Annotated in this window: 17 protein-coding genes; 4 read left to right on the top strand and 13 right to left on the bottom strand. The window is 60.8% G+C overall.

Going from position 1 to position 23,706, the window contains the following annotated elements; all coding sequences use genetic code 11:
* Positions 1–53: 53 nt before the first annotated feature.
* The 8 genes from ACTQ05_RS04085 to ACTQ05_RS04050 form a co-directional block, all read right to left on the bottom strand.
* Positions 54–1,304: a glycosyltransferase gene (locus ACTQ05_RS04085; RefSeq protein WP_441538047.1), complete on the bottom strand. Its 1,251-nt coding sequence runs from the start codon at positions 1,302–1,304 to the stop codon at positions 54–56.
* Positions 1,305–2,423 carry a glycosyltransferase gene (locus tag ACTQ05_RS04080; RefSeq protein ID WP_441538045.1) on the bottom strand — a complete coding sequence of 373 codons (1,119 nt, stop codon included), beginning with the start codon at positions 2,421–2,423 and terminating at the stop codon, positions 1,305–1,307. It lies immediately after the preceding gene.
* Between the two features lies 1 nt (position 2,424).
* Positions 2,425–3,777 (bottom strand): sugar phosphate nucleotidyltransferase, encoded by a 1,353-nt coding sequence (locus tag ACTQ05_RS04075; protein WP_441538043.1) that lies wholly within the window; start codon positions 3,775–3,777, stop codon positions 2,425–2,427.
* On the bottom strand, positions 3,777–5,411 hold the full coding sequence (locus ACTQ05_RS04070; protein ID WP_441538041.1) for a phospho-sugar mutase: 1,635 nt from the start codon (positions 5,409–5,411) through the stop codon (positions 3,777–3,779). Before ACTQ05_RS04070 ends, ACTQ05_RS04075 begins: the two co-directional genes overlap by 1 nt.
* An 80-nt stretch (positions 5,412–5,491) precedes the next feature.
* Entirely contained in the window at positions 5,492–6,178 is a 687-nt protein-coding gene (locus ACTQ05_RS04065; RefSeq protein ID WP_441538067.1) for a sugar transferase, read from the bottom strand.
* Positions 6,179–6,275: 97 nt separating this feature from the next.
* Positions 6,276–6,866: a hypothetical protein gene (locus ACTQ05_RS04060; protein WP_441538039.1), complete on the bottom strand. Its 591-nt coding sequence runs from the start codon at positions 6,864–6,866 to the stop codon at positions 6,276–6,278.
* Positions 6,867–7,189: 323 nt separating this feature from the next.
* Complete coding sequence (gene thrS, locus ACTQ05_RS04055) at positions 7,190–8,953, bottom strand: threonine--tRNA ligase (RefSeq protein ID WP_441538037.1); 1,764 nt, start codon at positions 8,951–8,953, stop codon at positions 7,190–7,192.
* Positions 8,954–9,208: 255 nt separating this feature from the next.
* Positions 9,209–9,640, bottom strand: coding sequence for a double zinc ribbon domain-containing protein (locus tag ACTQ05_RS04050; protein WP_006234085.1), 432 nt, complete (start codon positions 9,638–9,640; stop codon positions 9,209–9,211).
* Between the two features lie 797 nt (positions 9,641–10,437).
* Between ACTQ05_RS04050 and ACTQ05_RS04045 the strand changes: the two genes are divergently transcribed.
* The 4 genes from ACTQ05_RS04045 (at position 10,438) to ACTQ05_RS04030 (ending at position 15,290) form a co-directional block, all read left to right on the top strand.
* The gene (locus tag ACTQ05_RS04045; protein ID WP_441538035.1) at positions 10,438–11,910 is read left to right on the top strand and encodes an NAD(P)/FAD-dependent oxidoreductase; all 1,473 of its coding nucleotides are present in this window, start codon (positions 10,438–10,440) and stop codon (positions 11,908–11,910) included.
* A gap of 1 nt (position 11,911) precedes the next feature.
* Positions 11,912–13,333, top strand: a complete 1,422-nt coding sequence (locus tag ACTQ05_RS04040; RefSeq protein ID WP_441538033.1) for an NAD(P)/FAD-dependent oxidoreductase — start codon at positions 11,912–11,914, stop codon at positions 13,331–13,333.
* Positions 13,334–13,335: 2 nt separating this feature from the next.
* The gene (locus ACTQ05_RS04035; RefSeq protein WP_441538031.1) at positions 13,336–13,734 is read left to right on the top strand and encodes a DUF1667 domain-containing protein; all 399 of its coding nucleotides are present in this window, start codon (positions 13,336–13,338) and stop codon (positions 13,732–13,734) included.
* 467 nt (positions 13,735–14,201) lie between these two features.
* Positions 14,202–15,290 carry a M24 family metallopeptidase gene (locus ACTQ05_RS04030; protein WP_441538030.1) on the top strand — a complete coding sequence of 363 codons (1,089 nt, stop codon included), beginning with the start codon at positions 14,202–14,204 and terminating at the stop codon, positions 15,288–15,290.
* 239 nt (positions 15,291–15,529) lie between these two features.
* On the opposite strand, the gene ACTQ05_RS04025 is transcribed toward ACTQ05_RS04030, so the two are convergent.
* From ACTQ05_RS04025 to tig, 5 genes are all read right to left on the bottom strand, one after another.
* Positions 15,530–16,873, bottom strand: coding sequence for a bifunctional folylpolyglutamate synthase/dihydrofolate synthase (locus ACTQ05_RS04025; RefSeq protein WP_441538028.1), 1,344 nt, complete (start codon positions 16,871–16,873; stop codon positions 15,530–15,532).
* Positions 16,874–17,119: 246 nt separating this feature from the next.
* Positions 17,120–19,816: a valine--tRNA ligase gene (locus ACTQ05_RS04020; protein ID WP_427747297.1), complete on the bottom strand. Its 2,697-nt coding sequence runs from the start codon at positions 19,814–19,816 to the stop codon at positions 17,120–17,122.
* 309 nt (positions 19,817–20,125) lie between these two features.
* On the bottom strand, positions 20,126–21,541 hold the full coding sequence (clpX, locus tag ACTQ05_RS04015; protein ID WP_441538025.1) for an ATP-dependent Clp protease ATP-binding subunit ClpX: 1,416 nt from the start codon (positions 21,539–21,541) through the stop codon (positions 20,126–20,128).
* A gap of 1 nt (position 21,542) precedes the next feature.
* Positions 21,543–22,163 (bottom strand): ATP-dependent Clp protease proteolytic subunit, encoded by a 621-nt coding sequence (locus ACTQ05_RS04010; protein ID WP_022095182.1) that lies wholly within the window; start codon positions 22,161–22,163, stop codon positions 21,543–21,545.
* A gap of 163 nt (positions 22,164–22,326) precedes the next feature.
* Positions 22,327–23,628, bottom strand: coding sequence for a trigger factor (gene tig, locus ACTQ05_RS04005; RefSeq protein ID WP_441068066.1), 1,302 nt, complete (start codon positions 23,626–23,628; stop codon positions 22,327–22,329).
* Positions 23,629–23,706 lie beyond the last annotated feature (78 nt).

Genomic DNA, 23,706 nt, shown 5'->3' with positions numbered 1-23,706 from the left:
GCTACGGCACCGAAAGCCCTCCCAGGCGTTTGACAAGAACTTAAGTAGGGTCATTAGTTGTCACCCCTCGTCGCAAGAAAATCCTGATAGATCTGAATCATCTGCACCGCAAACGTCTCTGGTCTATACAGCGTGAAATCTTGATCGGCAATCGCCGAGCGCATTTGATCGTTTGTTTCACGTTTAATTATTTTTTTCGCAGCAGCAATAAGGGCATTTTCATCATCATGAGGCACGACAATGCCATCAAGCCCATCGCGCACGGAATCTTCGCCAGCTGTTCCGCCCCTCAAAGCACAAGGCACAGATCCAGTAATCTGGGCTTCACGTAGCACAAGACCCTGGGTCTCATACCAAGAGGACGAAAATACAAGGCACTTCGCTTGTTTGTAGTAATTACGCACCTCAGAAGCGCTCTTTCGTCCAACGAATTCAACACAGGGATATTTACGAGCAAGTTCGCACTCTTGCGATCCGTCACCAACCGCAACAGCCCTGCCACCAACCGCCTTCGCCACGCGACAGAAGAGCGCACAGTCCTTCTCAGGGTCGATCCTGCCCACGTAAAGCATATCGATGGGTCGCTCGTCATAGTCCGGGTTGCATACGGTAGTATCCCAGTCTGCCTCGATAGGATTGTCTACACGATAAGAGCTAAAGGTAAAGGGAATACTTTCGCGCAGAACGTTCTCCGAAAAACGCGACAGAAAGATTATGCCCGGCATCGGTTGCATCTTCCTGAGGATACGCGTCTGCACATCGAAGCGGGCGACACGGTACTTCTTCTGGGCAAAACTCCGCTTGTCACAGTTAATGCGACGGCACTCGCGCCCGCACTCACGCAGCTCGCACGGCTTCCAGTCGACATAGTTATAGAACCCGCCATTGGGGCAGGCGAGGAAATAGTCGTGAGCGGTAATGAGCAGGGGAAAACCAGCACATCGAACGGACTCTAGAATCGAGGACGACATCGTATGCGTCCAAGAGTGGAGGTTCACCACGGTGCTCGCGGGATCGAGCCCGGCAAGAAGACGCGAGAGCTCGCGCCCTGCTCTGGCATTCCAAAAACCTTGAGCCGCAGCGGCAATCTTGTTCCGTCCCGAGGCAGCAGTGTATTCCCCCTCAAGACAGGTTACATGGACACCCGACTGGACAAGTTCAGGAGATACCGGTCCCGTGCCAGCAAAAAGATAGGTGTTGAACCCACGCTCGGCCATCAGAATGGCACAACGGCACGCCACCTTCTCGGCCCCACCCATAGTACTCGCCTGATTCGTGATTATGACGACGTTCTGAAGAAGCATCTATTCCCCGATCTCGCCAGCGAGGGTGCGGTCACAGAAATCAGCGAACCGATCCTTGAACACCTCGGTAGAGAACTGCTCAGCGCGGGCGCGACAGGCCGCGGCACTGAAACTCCGGCGTTCGAATTCCTTGATACAAGCCGCGAGCGAGTCGGCGTCCTGCTCATGGAAGAACATGCCGGTCTCCCCGTCTACCACAGTCTCCAAAGCGCCGCCCTCCCCGTAAGCGAGGACGGGAGCGCCGCCGGCCATAGCCTCAAGCGGAGTGAGGCCGAAGTCCTCAATTCCGGGGAAGAGAAATGCTTTGGCATGCGAATAATATTCGTTAAGCTGGTCTTCGGAGACGCGACCCACGAACTCAACGGTCGGACCCGCCATTGCTCGCAGCTTCTGTTCCTCTTCGCCGCCAGAGCCGGCCACAATGAGCTTTCGGCCCAACTTATTACAAGCCTCGATCGCGAGATCAACGCGCTTGTAGCCTACGAAGCGAGAGAGAATGAAATAGTAGTCGCCGCGTTCCTCGGAGACAGGACCCTCTGGCAGACGGATACCGGGATACACCGTCGTGGACTCACGGCGATAGAATTTGGAAATGCGCCTGCCTACGTAGTCAGAGTTAGAGACAAAACAATCGACCCGTTGCGCTGCCTGGAAATCCCACATCCGAACTTTATGAATCATCGCTGGCATAAAGGCGCGCTTAATTGCAGAAGCGCCCTCGAGATAGTCGTAATAGAGATCCCAGACGTAACGAATTGGCGAATGGCAATAGCAGATATGCACGGCATCTGGTCGAGTAATGACGCCCTTACAGCAGCTTGCACACGAACTAACAACAAGATCGTACTCAGTAAGATCAAGAGCTTCCCAAGCCCTAGGCATGAAGGACAGAAGAAACTTATGATGAGTCTTACCACCGGGCCAATCCTGGATATAAGTTGTGCGAATATCAAGCCCGTGCGTCCAAGCCGGTGCTTTCTTTTCGTTATAAACAAGCGTGTAAATAGGTGCATCAGGCCAAATTTCATGAAAGCACTTAAGAACCTGCTCAGCACCGCCCTCGCTCACGAGCCAGTCATGAACTAAAGCCACCTTCGGATGTTTACGAATATAACTCACACTATTCCTTCCAGAAATCGTCGAAGCGTTCAATGTCCTCTTGAACGAGCGTCTCGCCGTGCTGGACCTCGATTACGTGTAAATCTCCCCCGAGTGCTCGTGCCGAATGCTGAGTTGCGGCAGGTATCTGTACGACGAAGCCAGCGCGAACCTGCTGCACCAGCCCGTCTAGGACAACCTCGCCGGTCCCGGAGATGACCGTCCAGACCTCGCCGCGGTGCATGTGGCGTTGGTAGTCGAGCTGACTCCCCTCGCGGATGATCAGCTCCTTGGTCAGCGCCTTGGCCCCGTCAGGGAAGATGCTGCTGTCGATGACGCGGTACTCGCCCCAGGAGCGCTGCTCGTACATGGGACGGCTCTCGGCGACGGAATTGACCTCGGCCTTGATGTTGGCCGACGCCTCCTTGCCGGAGACGAGAATGCCGTCGGGCGTCGCCACCACAACGGAGTCCGAGATGCCCGCAACGACCATCGGAAAACCGGTCTCATTGATAACGTGGACGTTCTTGCACGTCTTGGTATCGACCACGACGCGGCCGGAGGTGTAGTCCGCCATCTCGTCGGTCAGCGTGTTCCAGGTGCCCAGGTCCTTCCACTCACCCGCGTAGGAGACCGCGCCGATGGACGATGCCCTCTCCACGACCTCGTAGTCGAAGGAGTTCTTGGTCAGCTCGGCATAGCGTGAGCGGAACTCCTCGAAAGTGTCGCAGGACAGGTACCTGGCGGTAAGGCCGGTAAGCCAGCCGAGCCTGAACGCAAACACGCCGCAGTTCCAGAGGGCCCCTTGGGAGATGAGTTCCCGTGCGGTCCCCTCGTCGGGCTTCTCGGTGAAGCGCTCGACCCGGCGGGGCCAGCCCTCACCCGCCGCGGGCACGATGTAGCCGTACTTGCCGCTGGGGTAGGTGGGCTCCACGCCCATGAGGACGAGCTCGGCGAAATCCGCCTGGACGGCCTCGTCGAGCTTGACGACGCTGTCGTAGTACGCCTGGTCGGCGTAGCTGTCGATGGGCATGACGATGACGGTGTCGCCCTCGCCGGCGCCCTGCTCGAGCGCGAGGTTGGCGCACGCGAGCATGATGGCAGGCGCCGTGTCGCGGCGCTCGGGCTCGAGGACCAGCGCGTAGTCGCCCTCAACCTGGCGGCGGATCGACTCCTCCTGGCTTGCGCAGGTGGCGATGGTTATGTCGATGTCGGCGTCGACGGCGCCGATCTGGCCGAAGACGCGCTGGACCATGGAGACGTGGTTGCCGTCCGCATCGCGCAGGACCTTGAGGAACTGCTTGGAGCGCGTGCTGTTGGAGAGCGGCCACAGGCGCGTGCCCGAGCCGCCGGAGAGCAGGACGAGGTGGATCATTATCGGGTTCCTCCCAAGATTGACTTGGCGTCCGCGGCCAGCGCGGCGAGCTTGGACTCGGACTCTGCGCGGTCGGAGCCCTTCGCGAACACGTAGGCCTTGGCCTTGGGCTCCGTGCCGCTGGGGCGGAACAGGACTCGCGATCCATCCATAAGCCTGAACTCGAGGACGTCCGCCTCGGGAAGGCGCTGGGGCTCGTCGGTCGGGTTGACGACGGGCATCGGCGCGCCCTTGGCGTAGTCGATACGCTCCGCGACGGCGGTGCCGCCGATCTGCGCCGGAGCGTGATCTCGGAGGCCGGACATCATCGCGGACATGTCGGACGAGCCCTTGGGTCCCTCGTATGCCTGACCGAGAAGAGCACTCGACCAGAAGCCATATGTCTCATAGAGGCGCTCCATGGCCTCGTAGAGGTCCAGCCCCTTCGTCTTCCAATGTGCGGCGAGCTCGCAGATGAGCATGGAGGCGACCACGGCGTCCTTGTCGCGCACGGAGGTGCCGGCGAGGTAGCCGTAGGACTCCTCGAAGCCCATGAGGAAGTCGCCCTCGCGGCCCTCGGACTCCAGCACGCCTACCTGCTCGCCGATGAACTTGAAGCCGGTGAGCGTACGGCGCAGCTCGAATCCGAGTGCGCTCGCGATATCATCGGCCATGGGCGCGGAGACGATGGTGGTGCAGGCGACCTCGCGGGACATTTCACGCCCGCCCTCAGCGGCCTTATTGGCAAGGAAGTCGAGCAGCAGCAGGCCGACCTCGTTGCCGGTGAGCAGCTTGTACTCACCGGCATGCGGGACGGCGATGCCCACGCGGTCGGTATCCGGGTCGGTCGCCAGGAGCAGGTCGGGCTTCACCCTGTCGCAGTACTCGAGCCCGAGCTTCAGCGCCTCGCGTACCTCGGGGTTGGGGTACGGGCAGGTCGGGAAGTCGCCGTCGTGCACGCACTGCTCCTCGACGGTCGCGACCCCGGCGACGCCGATGCCCTCGAGGACGCGGGACACGCACTCCAGGCCGACGCCGTGGAGCGGGGTGTAGACGATGCGGAGCCCCGAGCAGTCCTCTCCCGTTGATACCTTGAGCGTCTCATCGAGATAACGGTCGAGAACCCTCTCAGGCACCCACTCTACGAGACCCTTATCCAAGGCATTCTCGAACGGCATCGCCTTGACACCGTCGAAGCAGTCTACGGGGTCGATAGCCGCCTGGATGGCCTCCGCCGTCTCGACGGTGATCTGGCAGCCGTCGGAGCCGTAGACCTTGTAGCCGTTGTATGCCGCGGGGTTGTGCGATGCGGTGATGTTGACGCCGGCCGAGCAGCACAACTCGCGGACGGCAAAGCTCAGCGCGGGAGTGGGCTCGACGCGCTCAAACAGATAGGATTTGATGTTGTTGCCGGCGAGCACCTCGGCCACCCGGCGCACGAATTCCTCGGAACCGTGACGGGTATCGCGGCAGAGCGCGACCGTCGGGTTCTCAAAGGTGCCGTTAAGGTAATCCGCAAGACCCTGCGTAGCCTTGCCGACGGTATAGACATTCAGACGATTGGGTCCGAGGCCGAGCTTGCCGCGGAGGCCGCCGGTGCCGAAAGACAACTCGCGAAAGAAAGCATCCTTTACCTGATCTTCTTCAAGCATCATAAGCTTGGTTTGTTCTACGTCGTTGCAACACGCAAGCCATGTTTCATAGCGATTCGTTATTTCAACGTTATTCAACGCAATTACCTACCCGTTCGTTTTCTGCCGAACATGGCACCAAAGGTGCCGGTAAAACACTTCAAGTCCATGCGGAAGCAGCGGTTGCGTACGTAGCGGAGCTCGATCTTCTGGCGCAGGCCGCTCTCGAAGGTGGCGGAATTACGGTCAGTCGCCTGCCACAGGCCGGTGATGCCAGGCTGCACAGATAGCAGTTCAGCCTTCTCCTCGTCGGAGAAGTGCTGCTCAAGTTCGTCTCTTGTAATGGGACGCGGGCCGATGACGGAAAGATCACCGTTCAACACATTCAGAAACTGCGGCATCTCATCAATGGAGCACTTGCGAATGATCTGACCGACTTTGGTAATACGAGGATCATCGTCGACCTTGCGCTCGACTTCCCACTGATGTAGCTGCTCAGAGCTCAGATACTTCTGTACATTACCAGCGTCGACGACCATGCTGCGAAGCTTAAGGATCTTGATAGTCTTACCGCCCTTGCCGACGCGCTCCTGTGCGTACAGCGGGTTTCCGGGCGATTCCAGACAGATGAACGCACAGACAATGGACACTGGAATTAACAGCACAACGCTCACGCAAAGGCTGAAAACAAAATCAAACAGCCTCTTCAAAAAACGGTAAACCAGCGTACCGCTCGGTTGTATCTTTTGAACGGCTAGCGACTCCCCCACAGAAGCGCTGCATTCAGTCATCTCTTTAGTAGTCAAGTTCAAATCCACGTCCCTGCCCCCAGGGGTCCACCCCATCGATGAATTCAAATTGCGAATGAATTGCCAGTGCGACGTCCCCTTACGTCTTACTGGGCACGTCTAACGGAAGCAGCTCCCTAAATGCGGAGTCACCCTCGCCCACGTCTACCAGGCACCAGCGTTTATGACGGTCAATCTTTTTAACGCGGGCCTCTTGCCCCACCAAGGGCCCCTGCTCTATGTGCAGCACGCCGTCTTCTATGCGCGCTACGCTGTTGCGTACCACGCCGTCGTCGTCGAGCACGCTGCGGTACCAGTCCTGCGCATCGTCCGGCATGGGCGCATACGCCCGCTCCCTGCTGCCGACAATGCGACAGCCAAAGCTCAACTGGGCCAAAGCCTTGTCGAGCGCGGCGGCATCGCGCGTGGCGACGAAGAAGTATTCCTTGTACATAGGTTTGGTTTGGAGCGACCAGGCGCCGTCCCGCTTAAACCAGAACTCCTTTTGCATCACAAAAGCGTCCTGCATAAGGTTGTGCGGGATAATGCGGCGAACCTTTTCGCAGGTCTCGCGCTCTTTTCCATGGGGGGTGTGGACCAGATACCAGCGGACGCGGCCGTACTGGCTATTGGTGGTGGCGCCGTTAAATGCGCCCGGCAGCTGCTCTTGGCGCCGTGCCGTCTGTCCCATGTTCTCGCCCCCTCTTTTTGGCTTTGCGAAGCACGCAAATGCAGGGGCGTTTAGAACAGGCTTCTCGCTCGCAGCTAGGCGCAGTCGCAAAAGTACAGGTTTTTGTAGAGGGGTATGGAGATGTGTCTGCTTGCGCAGCAATTTGCGTAATCTGGGAAAACGGCCTGAATTAACTCGTATAATGACCTGTGTCGAAAGATACGAAAACCTGTACCTTTTTGTGCAAAAAACCGCTCATCCAGCGGCTTTTTTTGTTTGGGCATTAAAAAAGGCGACCGCCCTTTGTGGACGGTCGCCTTATACGTATTGTTGTTTTGTTCGCCTTAGGCGCGAGTCTTGATCTCCTCGAGCACCTTCGCAACAAACTCGTCGACGCTCATCTGAACGGTCTCGTTGGAGCGATCGCGGACGGAGATGTTGCCGGCCTCGACCTCCTTCTCGCCCAAGATGAGCATGTAGGGCACGCGGTCGATGCTGCGGGCCTCGCGGATCTTGTAGCCGATCTTCTCGTCGCGATCGTCGCAGACCACGCGAATGCCGGCCTCTTCCAGCTTGGCGCACACCTCGTGGGCATAGTCGCGGCTCTTCTCGGAGACCGGAAGCGCCTTGACCTGCACGGGAGCCAGCCAGGTGGGGAACTTGCCCGCAAAGTGCTCAATCAGAATGCCAATAAAGCGCTCGATGGAGCCAAAGCACACGCGGTGCAGCATAATGGGGCGCTTCTTGGTGCCGTCGGCGTCCACGTACTCCAGGTCAAAGTTGAGCGGCATCTGGAAGTCGAGCTGAACGGTACCGCACTGCCAGGTACGGCCGAGCGAGTCCTCCAGGTGGAAGTCGATCTTGGGGCCGTAGAAGGCGCCGTCGCCCTCGTTGACCTCGTAGTCCATGTGCAGCTGCTCAAGAGCGGTGCGCAGGCCCTCCTCGGCGCGAGCCCAGTCCTCGTCAGAACCCATGGAGTCCTCGGGGCGGGTGGAAAGCTCAACGTGGTACTTAAAGCCAAACTTCTGGTACACGGAGTCGATAAGGTTGACCACGCCCACGATCTCGTCGGTCAGCTGGTCGGGGCGCACAAACAGGTGGGCGTCGTCCTGGTTAAAGCAGCGCACGCGGAACAGGCCGTGCAGGGCTCCGCGCAGCTCGTGGCGGTGCACCAGGCCAATCTCGCCGGCGCGGATGGGCAGCTCGCGGTAGGAGTGCGGCTTGGAGGCGTACACCAGCACGCCGCCCGGGCAGTTCATGGGCTTAATGCAGTACTCTTCGTCGTCGATGACGGTGGAGTACATGTTGTCCTTGTAGTGGTCCCAGTGGCCAGAGGTCTTCCACAGCTGCTTGTTCATGATGAGCGGCGTGGAGATCTCCACGTAGCCGGCCTTGTGGTGAATCTCGCGCCAGTAGTCCAGCAGCGTGTTCTTAAGGATCATGCCGTTGGGCAGGAAGAACGGGAAGCCAGGGGCCTCGTCGCGCATCATAAAGAGGTCCATCTCGCGGCCGATCTTGCGGTGGTCGCGCTTCTTGGCCTCCTCCAGCATGTGCATGTGCTCGTTGAGCTCTTCCTTGGTGGCAAAGGCGACGCCGTTGATGCGGGTGAGCATCTTGTTGTCCTTGTCGCCCTTCCAGTAGGCACCCGAGACACCGGTGAGCTTAAAGGCCTTGAGGGCCTTGGTGTAGCAGATGTGGGGGCCGACGCACATGTCGATGTAGTCGCCCTGCTGGTAGAAGGTGATGCGGGCGTCGTCGTCCAGATCGCCGATGTGCTCGACCTTGTACTTCTCGCCGCGCTCCTCCATAAGGGCGATGGCCTCGGCGCGGGACTTCTCGTACACGGAGAACTTGAGGTTCTCCTTGCAGATCTTTTTCATCTCGGCCTCGATCGCGGGGAAGTCGTCCTCGCTGATCTTGACGCCCTCGGGCAGGTCGACGTCGTAGTAAAAGCCGTTGTCGGTCGCGGGGCCGTAGGCAAAATCGGCCTGGGGGTACAGGCGCTTGATGGCCTGCGCCATGATATGCGCGGCGGAGTGGCGGATGACGTGCGTTACCTCGTCCTGCGGGAGCTCGGCCACCGAACCGTCATTGTAGAGTGCCTTCATGGGTATGTTTTCTCCTCTCGGATGCCTGGTGCAAGTGCTGCTTGGCGCCGTGCGGTGTGCATTGCGCTTGCCGGCGCGTGCGTTTTGACTTGCATCATTATAGGCAGGTTACCTAGGTATACAAGCGCCCGCCGCACCTGAATGGCACGGCGGGCGATTTTCTACGCATGCTTCATCGTGTGGGGGCGGGGCTGCGTGCGGCTTGCGCGCGGCGCGCGGGGCCCGTGGCTTGCGGCCGGCCCGGCGATGGATGCGCTACTGGATGCGAGTTCGGCAGTAGGGGCAGACCTTCCAGTGCGCGTCGAGCGGGCGATGGCAGCTGGGGCACACGTTGCGAACCTGGGTATCGCACACCGGGCAGACCACAAAGTCCTTCTCGATGGGCGCACCGCACTGCGGGCAGGTGCCGTACTGGGCAAGCTGGCGCTCGCGCAAGGCCATGTCCAGCTCCTGCTCCTCGCGGTCGGCCGCATAGGAGTGCGGGCGCAGGACCAGGTAGGCGATGAGGCCTACAAACGGGATGAGGGCAATGATGCCCCATGCCACGTAAGCGCTAGCGCCGCGGCGGCGGGCGTCAATAAACACATAGACGACCGACAGCACGTACAGGGCGATGATAAAGCCAACAAAGGCATAGATGACGCCCATAAGCTGCGGCGACATGAGCTCAGAGATGTACTTGGACATAAGGTGGGCCTTTCGGGATAGTTACAACTCGAGTTAGTGTAACACGGGGGTTAACGATTTGGCAGGTCGCAGGCATGGGCGGATAGAAACATCTCAATCTGTAACAGGTGAGAGCGGAATCCTGGTCCAGATGTTACAGAATTAGACAAACCGTTCTCTCCCAGACTTAAATCTCAATCTGTAACATCTTGGCTCCAGGATCAGTCCCTACTGTTACAGATCAAGATGAACGGTGAGCCCTCCGTTAAATATCTCAATCTGCAACAACTAGGGGCCAGAAACCCTTCTATCTGTTACAGATCAAGACAAAGGAAAATGTCCAATCTCAATATCCCAATCTGTAACAACAACTCGGCAAAAACAGGTCTAACTGTTACAGATTTAGACATTCGAAACCGACTGATGGGTTCATCTAAATCTGTAACATCTAGACCCCAAATCGATCCCAAGATGTTACAGATCGAGACAGATGACCTCTCCCTGACTTTAAATCTCAATCTGTAACACATAGGACCGATTTTCTACTCTTACTGTTACAAATTAAGACAAACAGAGGGCCCGCCTGGCAAACGTCTCGATCTGTAACATCTGGAACCCAACTCTTCTGCTTACCGTTACAGAACGAGACAAACCTTTGACAACAGGGGTGCCAGACGAGGTCACCGATTGACCTGAGTCTCCCCTCGCCTGCCGTTGGCGGATGCAGCGGTGCTGTTCGCCGCATTGCCGCTGCGCGGGGGATGCGCACACCGTAGGATAGCTTTATTGACAGCCTGTCAACTCGTCTGGGAGGCACTGTGACAGAAACGTTTGATATCGCGATTGTGGGCGCGGGCATCACCGGTTGCGCCATCGCGCGGCAGCTCGCACGCTATGACCTGTCCATCTGCGTGGTCGAGGCGGCCAACGACATTGCCCTGGGCGCGTCGAAGGCCAACGGCGGCCTGGTGCACGCCGGCTACGATCCGGCGCCGGGCACGGTTAAGGCCCAGGTCAACGCCCGCGGCTGCGAGCTATATGGCACGTGGGCCCAGGAGCTGGGCTTTTTGTTTTGCCGCACCGGGTCCATGGTGCTGGGCTTTAGCGACCAAGACCGCGCGCAGCTGGAGCAGCTGCAAAGCAACGGGCTGGCAAACGGCGTACCCGAGTTGGCGATCATCGGGGCCGAGCGCATCCACGAGCTGGAGCCGCGCGCCAGCGCCCAGGCCACGTGCGCGCTGTGGTGTCCCTCGACCGGCTATGTCGATCCGTTTGAGGTCGCCATCGCCGCGATGGAAAACGCGGTCGCCAACGGCGTGACGTTTGTGCGCTCCGCACCGGTGGAGACGATCGAGGTAGCTCCCGGCGCTGGCGACAGGAGCGGCGACGGGGCCGCTCGTTTTACGCTGGTGACACCGGCCGGTGATGTGCGCTGCCGCTATTTGATTAACGCGGCGGGCAACGGCGCCGCAGACATCTCGCATATGGCGGGCGCCGAGGAGTTCCAGATGGTCTGGCGCCAGGGCAACATTGTGGTGCTGGACAAGGAGCCGCGCGCACTCATGCCGCTCTACCCCGTTCCCACGCCGGTTTCCAAGGGCGTCATCGTTACGGGCACCGTCCACGGCAACACGGTGATCACCGCGACCGCCGCTGTGCGCGAGGCGGGCGACACGCAGACCTATGCGGGCGATGTCGACGCGCTGCTGAGCGGCGCGCGCAAGCTGGTGCCCGATCTGGACACGCGCCGCGTGGTGCGAGCGTTTGCCGGCGGGCGTCCGGTCATTAAGGGAACGAACGACTTCTTTATTGGGCAGTCCGCCGTGGTGCCGGGCCTGTTCCAGGCGGCAGGCATTCAGTCGCCGGGCGTAGCGAGCGCTCCGGCCATTGCCGAGCGCATGGAGCAGGTGCTGCGCGAGGCGGGCGTTGCTTTGCGCGAGCGGGCCGATTGGGATCCGATTCGCCGCGCGCCGGACGACTTTGACCGCGCGCCGCTTGCGCGCAAGGAAGAGCTCATTGAGTCCGACCCCGCGTGGGGGCAGATCGTCTGCCGCTGCGAGACGGTGCCCGAGGCCGAGATCGTGGCCGCGATTCGACGCCGCCCGGGTGCGGTCTCGGTCGAGGGCGTCAAACGCCGTTGCCGCGCCGGCATGGGTCGGTGCCAGAGCGGCTTTTGCCAGAGCCGCGTGGTGCGGATTCTGGCCCGCGAGCTGGGCTGCGATCCCAGCGAGGTGCTGCTGGAGGACACTGGCTCGTGGCTCGTTGAGGGACCGTTGAAGGGGGTGCGCTAGGATGGCGACGAGTATCGATATGGGTGCGGTATCGGGCGTCGAGTGCACTTGCGCAGATGCCGACAGGGCATCAATTGCTGCCGGCGCCGTGCAGACGCAGGCGTTCGACGTAGTCGTTATCGGCGGCGGACCTGCCGGCATGGCGGCCTCACTTGCCGCACGCAAGGCCGGAGCGCGCGTGGCCATCGTGGAGCGCGAACAGCACCTGGGCGGCATCCTGCGCCAGTGCATCCACCCGGGCTTTGGCCTCTCACACTTTAAGCAGGAACTGACCGGTCCCGAGTACGCACAGCGCTTTATCGACCAGGTGCGCGAAACCGATATCGCACTGTTCCTGGACAGTATGGTGATTGGGATCGACTCAAGCGAGGACAAAGTCGCAGGCACGGGCGCAAGTGGCGCGGCGAGCGAAGCCTCGGCACACACCGTCACGCTCATGAGCCCCGCCGGCATGTTGCAGCTCACCGGGCGCGCCGTCGTCCTTGCCATGGGGTGTCGCGAGCGCACGCGCAGCGAGATCAAGATTCCCGGCAGCCGCCCCGCCGGCGTGTTTACCGCCGGCCTGGCGCAGCGATACATCAACATCGACAACCTCAAGCCCGGCTCGCGCGCCGTCATTTTAGGCTCGGGCGACATTGGGCTCATCATGGCGCGTCGCTGCACGCTCGAGGGGATTTCGGTCGAGGGCGTGTACGAGCTTATGCCATACGCCAACGGCCTGCGCCGCAATGTGAAGAACTGCCTGGACGATTTTGGCATTCCGCTGCACCTGTCCACCACCGTCACACGCGTGATTGGGCACGACCGCGTGGAGGCCGTCGAGGTGAGCCAGGTCGACGAAAATCTGGCGCCCATTCCGGGGACCGATCGCATCGTTCCGTGCGACACGCTGCTGCTTTCGGTAGGTTTGATTCCCGAGAACGAGCTTTCGGTAGGCGCGGGTGTTGAGCTTGACCCGCGCACGCGCGGCGCCGTGGTGGACCAGAGCCTGCAGACGGGCGTGCCAGGCATCTTTGCCTGCGGCAACGTGCTGCACGTGCACGACCTGGCCGATAACGTGACGACCGAGTCCGAGCGTGCCGGCGCAGCCGCGGCGACGTACGCGCTGGGGACCGGCGCGGATGTCGAAACGGGCGCTGGCTGCCAGCTCACGGTCTCCCCTGCCGGCATCGCCGGCTACGCGCTGCCGGGACGCATTACGGCCGTGGCACTCACCAGGCTCAACTTCCGCGTGCGCCGGCCGGTCGATGCCGCCCGCGTGCGCATTCTGGCGGACGACGAGGAACTGCTTACGGGCAAGGTCCGCGCGTTTAAACCGAGCGTTATGGAAAGCTTCCCGCTGCCGGCAAAGGTGATACAGCGAGCGCTCGACCTGGGTGCCAGCGAGATTATCCTTTCCGTCGAGCCCGTCGAGGAGGCATAGCCATGAGCACAAATGCGATCGAGACGCTACAGTTCAACTGCACCACCTGCCCATCCGAGTGCCTCCTTACGGTGGAAGTGGAGCGCGGGGCCGACGACCGCGTGGCGACGGTGCGCGCCGTGACCGGCAACAGCTGCCCGCGCGGCGATAAGTTCGCACATCAGGAGCTCACCTGCCCCATGCGCGTCCTCACTACCACCGTGGCGGTATCAGGCGGCGACGAGGCACTGCTGCCCGTTCGCACGGCCGAAGCCATCCCGCTCGAACTCCATGCCCAGACCATGGACCTCATCCGCGGCCTAGTGGTCAAAGCCCCCATCCGCATGGGCGATGTAATCCTCCCCAACCTCCTAGACACCGGTACCGACCTCATCGCCAGCATGGACATCGATCCGGCCTAAGCAGCTCGTTTGGGACGGTGCTCTTTTAGCTACCCCGCCATCCACCCCGTCCCTCCTCAATTGCGGTGAAATAATTCCCGATTTCCGCCAAAACCCCGGCATCAAGGAACTATTCCACCGCAACTTGCCTTGGGATCGGTATTTAGCTTGTGCCTACTTTAGTGCCATTTCAAAACTATGCCGGATTACGGAGCTGATTCGGAGACCCCCACCCATACCGGCAATTTTCGATTTTTGATAAGCCTTCTACCTGCGGTTTTAATTTCGCGATTTTTCCCATGGTCAAGTAATACAGGTCCAGCCCCGTAATCCGCCATAGTTTTGAAACCAGCCCATTTGGGACGGGACCATATTGACTACTTTTACCTATCAGCTCACATGTTTGACGCAGCTAAAATAGCCCCGTCCCAAATTGACTACCCTGGCATTGGGGATACCATGGTGGCAACCTAACGAAAGGACGATGTATGGCACATGTCGATGACCAGCGCGTGGCACGCGTGCTCGATGCGCTCGAGGCTCAGCACCCCGGCGCGCAGCTGCTCGTAAACGACCCGTGGTCGATTTATTACCTGACCGGCTTTTATGCCGATATGTTCGAGCGTTTTTGCGGCGTACTGCTCGCACGCGGTAGCGAGCCCGTGATCTTGGTCAACGCGCTGCATCAGCTGCCCGAGTATGACAATGCCCGCGTCGCGTACCACACCGATACCGACGTCGTGGCCGACGCCATCGCTCGCGAGGTTGATCCGACCAAACCGCTCGGCATCGACACCGTCATGCGCTCCGGCTTCTTGATGCCCCTCATGGAGCGCCATGCCGCGAGCGAATTCCTCCTAGGCGATTTTGCCGTGACCGCCGCGCGAACCTACAAAGACGCCGGCGAGCAGGAGCTTATGCGCGTGTCCTCGGCCGCTAACGACGCCGTGATGGCCGACGCGATCGAGCTCGTCCACGAAGGCGTGACGGAGCGCGAGATCGCCGACCAGATGCTTGGCCTGTATCGCAAGCACGATTGCGAGGGCTTTAGCTTTCCGCCCATCGTGAGCTTTGGCGCCAACGCCGGCGACCCGCACCACGAGCCAGACGATACGGTACTCAAGCGTGGCGACGTGGTGCTGTTCGACATTGGCGGGCGTCGCCGCAACTATTGCTCGGACATGACGCGCACGTTCTTTTGGGGCGAGCCGGACGAGGAGACCGCGCGTATCTACGACATCGTACGCCGTGCCAACGAGGCCGCCGAGGCGCTCATCGCACCGGGCGTGCGCATGTGCGATCTGGACCGTGCCGCGCGCAACGTGATTGAGGACGCGGGTTATGGCAAGTACTTTACGCACCGTCTGGGACACTCGATCGGCCTGCAAGACCACGAGCCGGGCGACGTCTCGCTCGTCAACGAGCAGGTCGTGGAGCCGGGCATGACGTTTTCCATCGAGCCGGGCATCTACCTCCCCGGCCGCACCGGCGTCCGCATCGAGGACCTTGCCCTGGTCACCGAGAGCGGCGTCGAGATCCTCAACGCCTACCCCCACGATCCGGTCCGCCTAGACTAGGCAATGCGGCAAAGGGACAGCCCCTTTGCCGCATCACATGAATGCCGCCACGAAATGGGCCTATCTACTACGTTTAACCCCCATGGGGCGACCATGCGGGTATTTTTTGAAAATTGGCAAGCCTTCTACCTGCGGTTTTGATTTTGCGATTCTCGGCATGGTTGAGGGTAGCCGGTCAAACGTAGTAGATAGGCCCATTTCGTGGCGAGCAGGCAAACTAGCTACCCTGCGGAAGGGATCTAGCGGAGCAGACCGGCAACTTCGCCGGCCAGGGTGATGGTGCCTGCTGCTACGAAGGGCTCGCCTGCGGCCTCAAAGGCTGCGAGGGCCTCGGACACGCTGGGGTACACGCCTGCGAGCTTATCGGAATCCACCAGGGCAGCAAGCTCCTCCGCCGGCAGGGCGCGATCGGAATCGGTCTGTGTGACGACCACGCGCGGGAAGGCCGGGATCAGCACATCGACGATACCCGCCACGTCCTTGTCTGCCAGCGCGGCGCACAGCAACGTGGGGCGGCTCTCTACGCACGGATCGATCTCGTCCAAGGCGCTCACAAAGTTCTCGCAGCTCTGGGGGTTATGGCAGGCGTCAATCAGCTTGAGCGGGTCGGTTCCCAACACATCAAAACGGCCCGGCGTGGCACAGCCCATAAGCGAAGCATCAAGCGCCTCGTGGTCGAGCTCGCGACCCAGATACCCCTCGCAGAGCATAATCGCGCACGCGGCATTCTGCGGCTGATACGCCGGCTTAACCATGCTCGACGTATAAATCGCACGCGGCGTGGTACAGCTAAACTCAACCGTATCGCCCACATGCGCCGGCACCTTGGTCGTGGCGTGGCTCACCACCAGCGGCACCACACCACACTCGCGACAACGGGCATCCATAACGCGCTGAACGCTCGGCTCATGCGTGCCCTCGCCCAGCACAACCAGGCGCCCGGGCTTAATGACGGCGGCCTTCTCCCCCGCAATGGCCTCGAGCGTATCGCCCAGAATGCGCGTGTGGTCGAGTCCGATACCCGTGATGGCAACGGCGACGGGATCGGTCGCGCTCGTGGCGTCCCAGCGACCGCCCATGCCGACCTCGAGCACGGCGACATCCACGCGAGCCTCGGCAAACACCACAAGCGCGGCGGCCGTCAGCAGGTCAAACGGCGTGATGGTATAGGCACGCTCCCCCGCCACCACGCGGCGCGCATTCACTCGATGCCCCGCCTCAACAGCAGCAGAAACGCCACGGGCAAACGCCTCATCGCTCACGACGTGCCCATCGACCTCCATGCGCTCGGAATAGCGAACAAGCTGCGGCGACGTATAAAGCGCAGCCTTGAGCCCCTCGCCGCGAAGGATAGCAGCCGAAAAACGCGTCGTCGAAGTTTTGCCATTGGTACCGGCAACCTGAATGCAATCAAAGTACTCGTCCGGCCGCCCCAGCTCATCGAGCATATCGACAACCGTCTCGAGCAGAGGACCAGCATCCCCAGAAATCCGCCCCGTATCGGCAGCAAGCCCCACAGACTCATCAAACGAAAGCAAATCAAACTCAAAAGGAACGGTATACAAGCCAGAACGCTTAGGCATTTTCAGAACCGCCATTCATAGAAAAATAAAACAGTATAGGTTGAGGATAGTCAGCGAAAACGCCTCTGATGAGCCAAGGTGCCGTGAAACAAGGGCGCATAGGGCTTATGCCCATGCGCCCGAAGTTGAACAGCAGATTGGCCATCAGAGGCGTTTGCAGCGTCGAGTCAGCCGCCGTTCGTTAGAACGGCGGAATAGGTGTCCGCAGTAGCGAGCAATGCCCCAAACCGCATCCCCCAGTAACGCCTACGAGAAGTCAGCAACCTGAGCAGTCAGCGCCTCCAGGATCTCCTTGAGCTCAGCTGCACGGTCCCTCTTCTTCTGGACCACCGCGGGCGCGGCCTTGGCCACAAAGCCCTCGTTGGCGAGCGTCTTCTCGCAGCCGGCGAGCTCCTTCTGGGCCGCGGCAATCTCCTTCTCCAGACGTGCCTTCTCGGCCGAAAGGTCAACCTTGCCCTCGAGCACCACAAAGACCTCGACGCCGCTGTCGACCACGGCGATGCTCGCAGCCGGCTTCTCAACATCGGTACCCATGACCAGCGAGGCGGTATTGGCCAGCGGCTCGATGGTCGAGCGCAGGCTCTCGAGCTTCTCGATGTCCTCGACACCGGCACGCACGACCACGTCGAGCTCGGCCTTGGGGCTCAAGCGATAACGCGAACGCGTGGCACGGGCGGCAGAAACAACGGTGCGACACAGCTCAAACGCGCGCTCGGCGTCCTCGTCGACATACTTGACGTAGTCGGCAGGCTCGGGCCACTTGGCGATCATGAGCGCCTCGGCGCGGTCCACGTTGCCCTCGGCGTCCAGGTCGAGCACGCTCGCCGGCATGTTGTCCCAGATCTCCTCGGTGACAAACGGCATGAGCGGGTGCATCAGGCGAATAGAGGTATCGAGCACAAAGATCAGGTTTCGCTGCGCCTGCAGACGGCCCTCGCCCTTTAGGCGCGCCTTGGTGACTTCGACGTACCAGTCGCAGACCTCGTTCCAGAAGAACTGCTGAACACCGCGGGCCATGTCGCCAAAGGTGTAGTTCTCGATGCCCTCGGTGACCATCTTGACGGCCTTAGCCAGACGACTGAACATCCAGGCGTCGGCCGGCGTCTCTACGACAGGCTCGCCGGGCGTGTAGCCCTCCATGTTCATAAGCAGGAAGCGGCTGGCGTTCCAGATCTTGGTCACAAACGACTTGGCCTGCTCGGTACGCGGGCTGTCGATAAGCTTCTTGGTCTTCTTATCGATGTTCGCGTCAAACTTGACATCCTGGTTGTTGGTGCAGAGCGTCAGCAGGTTGAAGCGCATGGCGTCGGCACCGTACATGCCAATGAGGTCCATGGGGTCAACGCCGTTGCCCTTGGACTTGGACATGCGGCTGCCGTCCTTGGCAAGAATCGTCGGGTAGATGACGACATCCTTAAACGGCACCTCGTCCAGGAAGTACAGCGAGCTCATGACCATGCGGGCGACCCACAGCGCGATGATGTCGCGCGCGGTGACGAGTGCCGTGGTGGGGTGATGTCCCTCGAGTAGCTCCGGCTTTTGCGGCCAGCCCTGCGTGGCGAAAGTCCACAGCTGCGAGCTGAACCAGGTGTCCAGCACGTTCTCGTCCTGATGCACGTGATGACCGCCGCACTTAGGGCACACGTCGGTGTCCTCGGTAAGGGCATCCTCCCAGCCGCAGTCCTCGCAGTAGAACACGGGAATACGGTGGCCCCACCACAGCTGGCGGCTGATGCACCAGTCCTTGAGGTTCTCCATCCAGGTGGTATAGGTCTGCGTCCAACGCGCGGGGTGGAAGGTCACCTTGCCGGAGTTGACGGCGTCGAGCGCCGGCCCCTTGAGCTTGTCGACGGCCACAAACCACTGCTCGGACAGCCACGGCTCCAGTGCGGAGTCGCAACGGTAGCAGTGCATGACGGAGTGATCGTGATCCTCGACGTGATCGAGCAGGTCGTGCTCCTCAAACCACTTGATGACGGCCTCGCGGCACTCCTCGCGGGTCATGCCGGTAAACTCGCCGTAGCCCTCGACGACCACCGCATGCTCGTCAAAGATGTTGATCTGCGGCAAGTCGTGGGCCTGACCCATGGCGTAGTCGTTGGGGTCGTGGGCCGGGGTGACCTTGACAAAGCCGGAGCCAAAGTTGGCGTCGACATGCCAATCCTCAAAGATGGGGATCTCGCGGTCGACGATGGGGAGCTTGACGGTCTTACCCACAAAGGCGGCCTTCTCGGGGTCCTTCGGGGAGACGGCCACGCCCGTGTCGCCGAGCATGGTCTCGGGGCGCGTAGTGGCGACGACGATGTAGTCCTGGCCGTTGACCGGCTCGGTCAGCGGGTAGCGCAGGTGCCACAGGTGACCCTTCTCGTCCTTGTACTCGGCCTCGTCGTCCGAGATGGCGGTGGTGCAGTTGGGGCACCAGTTGACGATGCGCTTGCCGCGGTAGATCAGGCCGTCGTGGTACCAGTCGCAGAACACCTTGCGCACGGCCTGGGCGTAGTCCTCGTCCATGGTAAAGCGCTCGTTATCAAAGTCGACGGAGCAGCCCATACGCTTGATCTGCTCGACGATGATGCCGCCGTACTCGTGGGTCCAATCCCAGCAGGCGTCGACAAACTTATCGCGGCCGATCTCCAGGCGGCTGATGCCCTCGCTCTTGAGCTTCTTGTCGACCTTGGTCTGCGTGGCGATACCGGCGTGGTCGGTACCGAGCACCCAGCGGGTGGACCTGCCGCGCATGCGGGCCATGCGGATGATGGCATCCTGGATGGAGTCGTCGGTGGCGTGACCCATGTGGAGCTTGCCGGTCACGTTGGGAGGCGGAATGGTGACAGTGCAGTCGCCCACGCCCTCGCGGCGCTTGTAGTAGCCGCCGTCGAGCCACTTCTGCAGGATCGCCGGCTCGTTGGTCGACGGATCGTAGTTTTTGGGCATCTCTTCCATATATCTCTCCCGTCCCACCGGGGAGGAATGTAGGCCCGCCAGGGTCTGCATTCCTCCCCTTAGGTATCGATTACTTCAGTCTGTAATGACTTCGCTGAGGCTTAAACAAACAAACAGAATAACACAGGTAGTTGGGGTTATTGCGTATATATAAAATAGCCTCCGACCGCGGGTGGTCGGAGGCTATTCAAATTCACATTTGCGAAACCTACCATTTAGGGACAGGTTTATTTTGGTCGGTTTTATATGGGCAAACGTCATTCTCCCTGATAAAACCTGCCAAAATAAACCTGTCCCTTTTTGGCAGGTTTACCCGTAGATGCGCTGGGGCTGTTCGGTGCCCTTTACGGAGGCTTCGGTCACGATGACCTTGGCGACTCCTTCCTCGCTCGGCAGGTCGAACATCGTCTGCTGCAGCACGTCCTCGCAGATGGAGCGCAGGCCGCGGGCGCCGGTCTTGCGGGCAAGCGCCATGCGGGCAATCTCGTGCAGGGCGGCGTCCTCAAACTCAAGTTCAACGTCCTCGAGCTGGAACATCTTGCGGTACTGACGCACAACGGCGTTCTTTGGCTCGGTCAGGATCGACACCAGGTCGTCCTCGTCGAGCGCCTGTGTCTGGGTGACGACGGGCGTACGTCCCACAAACTCGGGGATCATACCAAAGGCGTTGAGGTCCTGCGGGAGCACCTGACGCAGCAGGTCGTTCTCGTCGACCGAGGTGGGGCCGGCGATCTCGGAGTTAAAGCCCACGCCCTTGTTGCCCACGCGATCGGCGATAATCTTGTCCAGACCCACAAAGGCACCGCCGCAGATAAACAAGATATTGGTCGTGTCGATCTGCAGCAGCTCCTGCTGGGGGTGCTTGCGGCCGCCGGTGGGCGGAACGCTTGCCACCGTGCCCTCAAGGATCTTAAGCAGCGCCTGCTGAACGCCCTCGCCCGAAACGTCGCGGGTGATGGAGAGGTTCTCGGCCTTGCGGGCGATCTTGTCGATCTCGTCCACGTAGATGATGCCGACCTGCGCACGCTCGATATCGCCATCGGCAGCATTGATGAGCTTGAGCAGGATGTTCTCCACGTCCTCGCCCACGTAACCGGCCTCGGTGAGTGCGGTGGCGTCGGCGATGGCAAACGGCACCTCGAGGATGCGCGCGAGCGTCTGGGCGAGCAAGGTCTTACCGGTACCGGTGGGACCGAGCAGCAAGATGTTGGACTTGGCGAGCTCCACCTCGTCCATATCGTCGTCGAGCCGCGAACCCACACCCGAGGCCTCGTCAAAGGCCGAAAGCGCGGCGCCACCCTCGATCACGCGACGGTAGTGGTTGTACACGGCAACCGACATGGCGCGCTTGGCGTCTTCCTGACCCATGACATAGGCCGAAAGCTCGTCATAGATCTCGTGCGGGGTCGGCACGTGCGTGATGACCTGACGTACGTCGTCCTCGAGCTCAAAGCCCTCGGCCTCGGGATCCATGGCAGGCTGCCCGGCAGCCTGACCGTGGTCGTTGAGGAAGCCCGGCAGCTTGCCGTTGCAAGCAGCATCCATAAAGTCCGAAGCCAGCGACTCCTCCAAGATCTCGGAGCAGGCGGCAACGCACTCGTCGCAGATAAAGATGTTGGTAGGGCCCTTTACAAGGCGGCGCACCTGACCCTGCTCTTTTCCGCAGAAGGAGCAGCGGATGGGGTTGCCGTTCTCGTCAAAGTTGTCCTGCATGTTACCGGCCATCCTAGGCGTCCTTCGCGGCAAGATCGCGCGAGGTGACAATACGGTCGATCAGGCCGTAGTCAAGCGCCTCGGCAGCGGTCAGGTAGTTGTCGCGCTCGGTATCGGCCTGGACCTTCTCGATCGGCTGGCCCGAGGCGTCGGACAAGATCTGGTTGAGCTCGCGACGGGTCTTCTTGATCTCCTCGGCCACGATCTCGATCTCGGTCTGCTGACCCTGGGCACCGCCACTGGGCTGGTGAATCATGACCTTGGAGTGCGGCAGGCAGAAGCGCTTGCCCTTGGCGCCGGCCGAAAGCAGCACGGCGGCCATAGACGCGGCCATACCGACGCAAATGGTGGAGACCTGCGGCTTGATAAAGTTCATGGTATCCAGAATCGCCAGGCCGGAGTAGACCTCGCCACCGGGCGAATTGATGTAGAGCGAGATATCCTTCTCGGCATCCTGGCTCTCAAGATGCAGCAGCTGGGCAACGACCAGGTTGGCGCTGACGGAGTTGATCTCCTCGCCCAAGAAGATGATGCGGTCGTTGAGCAGGCGCGAATAGATATCGTAGCTGCGCTCGCCGCGCGGCGTCTGCTCGATAACGTATGGCACGAGGGCGGAATCGAACTTAGCGATCATACGCATCTCCATTTCTCTCTTGCGGACCAAATTGGTTCTAGATAAACGTACGGTGCCCGCATGCTATGCATTGGCTGGCACCGTACGAAGCAACCGAATGACCGGTTTATAACTTTACCCCATCACGGGCGCCTGCATGCGCTCGCGGGAAAGGTGGCGAGAATTACTCGGCGTCCTTGGCGGTCTCGTCGACCTCGGTCACCTTGGCGTTCTCGACCAGGTGGTCGACGGCCTTGGAGCGACGGATGGACTCGCGGACGGCAGGCATGCGTCCATCGGCGATGAACTCGGCCTTGGAAGCCTCGACGTCCTTGACGCCGGCCTTCTCGAACTCGGCGTTGACGTCGTCCTCGGTGACCTCGATCTTGAGCTCACGGGCGAGGGCGTCGAGCGCCAGGGACTCGCGGGCAACGTCGTTGGCCTGCTTGTGCAGGTCGCCGATGAACTGCTCCATGGTCAGGCCGGAAGCGGGCAGCCAGGTGTCCAGCGTCATGCCGCGGGCAGCGAGGTTGGACAGGAAGTTCTGGCCAAGCTCCTCAAAGACAGACTGCTCGTAGTCGGCGTCCATCTCCTCGAGCTGCAGACGCTCGGCGAGAGCGGCGACGCAACGGTTCTCCTTCTCGGCCGGAAGGCGGGAAGCCTTGTCCTGCTCGATCTCGAGCTTGATGGCGTCGCGCATAGCGTCGATGCTGTCGAAGCCAAAGTCGGACTTGACGAGCTCGTCGGTGAGCTCGGGGGTGTTGCGGACCTTGATGCCCTTGACGGTGACCTCGACGGTGTGGGTCTCGGCCTCCTCGCCCTCCTCGACCTCGTCGGTCCAGGTGACGGTCTTGACGTCGTCGACGTTAGCACCGATCAGAGCCTCGTTGAACTCCTTGGGGTTGCTGTCGCTACCGGCAATGAGCATGCGGCCCTCGGCAGCGAAGTTGTCGGCGTTCTCGACGGCCTTGAGGTCGACGGTAACGTAGTCCTCGGCCTCGACGGCACGATCCTCGACGTCCTCGAAGGTGGCACGGTAGTTGAGGAGCATCTCGACCTGGTTGTTGATCTCGGACTCGGTGACCTCCGCGGGAGGCATCTCGATCTCGACGGCGTCGTAGGAGGAGAGCTCGGCGGCAGGACGCAGAGAGAACTCGACGGTGTAGGTGTAGTCCTCGTGATCCTTGGCGAGGTCGAGCTCCTTGTAGTCACCGTTCTTGGTGGGGACGATGTCCAGCTCGTTGAGGACGGCGGGCTCGTTGGCGGCGATCAGATCGTTGGTGGCCTGAGCGAGGGTGGCCTCGGCGCCAAGAGCAGCGTCGATGACCGGACGGGGAGCCTTGCCGGCACGGAAGCCCGGGAAGCGGTACTTCTTGGCGGTGTCCTTGTAGGCCTTCTTGATCGCGGCGTCGACGTCGGCGGCCGGGATGGTGACCGTAGCGGTGAGCTTGGCGTCCTTGACGTCAGAAGCGGTGATGTTCAACACGTTCCTCCTCATACTGCCCAGCTTATCTGAGGTGCTGGTACCTTTATGCAACAAAGTGTCGCGACGGCCGAGGCCGAC

Origin of the sequence: Collinsella sp. LCP21S3_A9 (assembly GCF_052118785.1) — a bacterium.
Taxonomy (GTDB): domain Bacteria; phylum Actinomycetota; class Coriobacteriia; order Coriobacteriales; family Coriobacteriaceae; genus Collinsella.
The sequence above is the reverse complement of the archived record's forward strand: the minus strand, read 5'-3'. Positions and strand labels throughout refer to the sequence as shown.

What these genes read in the sequence shown, in the direction of transcription:
- ACTQ05_RS04035 (WP_441538031.1), top strand. Translation starts at nt 13,336, where the DNA reads ATGAGCACAAATGCGATCGAGACGCTACAGTTCAACTGCACCACCTGC.
- ACTQ05_RS04020 (WP_427747297.1), bottom strand. Translation starts at nt 19,816, where the DNA reads ATGGAAGAGATGCCCAAAAACTACGATCCGTCGACCAACGAGCCGGCG.
- ACTQ05_RS04075 (WP_441538043.1), bottom strand. Translation starts at nt 3,777, where the DNA reads ATGATCCACCTCGTCCTGCTCTCCGGCGGCTCGGGCACGCGCCTGTGG.
- ACTQ05_RS04070 (WP_441538041.1), bottom strand. Translation starts at nt 5,411, where the DNA reads ATGATGCTTGAAGAAGATCAGGTAAAGGATGCTTTCTTTCGCGAGTTG.
- clpX (WP_441538025.1), bottom strand. Translation starts at nt 21,541, where the DNA reads ATGGCCGGTAACATGCAGGACAACTTTGACGAGAACGGCAACCCCATC.
- ACTQ05_RS04060 (WP_441538039.1), bottom strand. Translation starts at nt 6,866, where the DNA reads ATGGGACAGACGGCACGGCGCCAAGAGCAGCTGCCGGGCGCATTTAAC.
- ACTQ05_RS04085 (WP_441538047.1), bottom strand. Translation starts at nt 1,304, where the DNA reads ATGCTTCTTCAGAACGTCGTCATAATCACGAATCAGGCGAGTACTATG.
- ACTQ05_RS04050 (WP_006234085.1), bottom strand. Translation starts at nt 9,640, where the DNA reads ATGTCCAAGTACATCTCTGAGCTCATGTCGCCGCAGCTTATGGGCGTC.
- ACTQ05_RS04010 (WP_022095182.1), bottom strand. Translation starts at nt 22,163, where the DNA reads ATGATCGCTAAGTTCGATTCCGCCCTCGTGCCATACGTTATCGAGCAG.
- ACTQ05_RS04030 (WP_441538030.1), top strand. Translation starts at nt 14,202, where the DNA reads ATGGCACATGTCGATGACCAGCGCGTGGCACGCGTGCTCGATGCGCTC.
- ACTQ05_RS04025 (WP_441538028.1), bottom strand. Translation starts at nt 16,873, where the DNA reads ATGCCTAAGCGTTCTGGCTTGTATACCGTTCCTTTTGAGTTTGATTTG.
- thrS (WP_441538037.1), bottom strand. Translation starts at nt 8,953, where the DNA reads ATGAAGGCACTCTACAATGACGGTTCGGTGGCCGAGCTCCCGCAGGAC.
- ACTQ05_RS04065 (WP_441538067.1), bottom strand. Translation starts at nt 6,178, where the DNA reads ATGACTGAATGCAGCGCTTCTGTGGGGGAGTCGCTAGCCGTTCAAAAG.
- ACTQ05_RS04040 (WP_441538033.1), top strand. Translation starts at nt 11,912, where the DNA reads ATGGCGACGAGTATCGATATGGGTGCGGTATCGGGCGTCGAGTGCACT.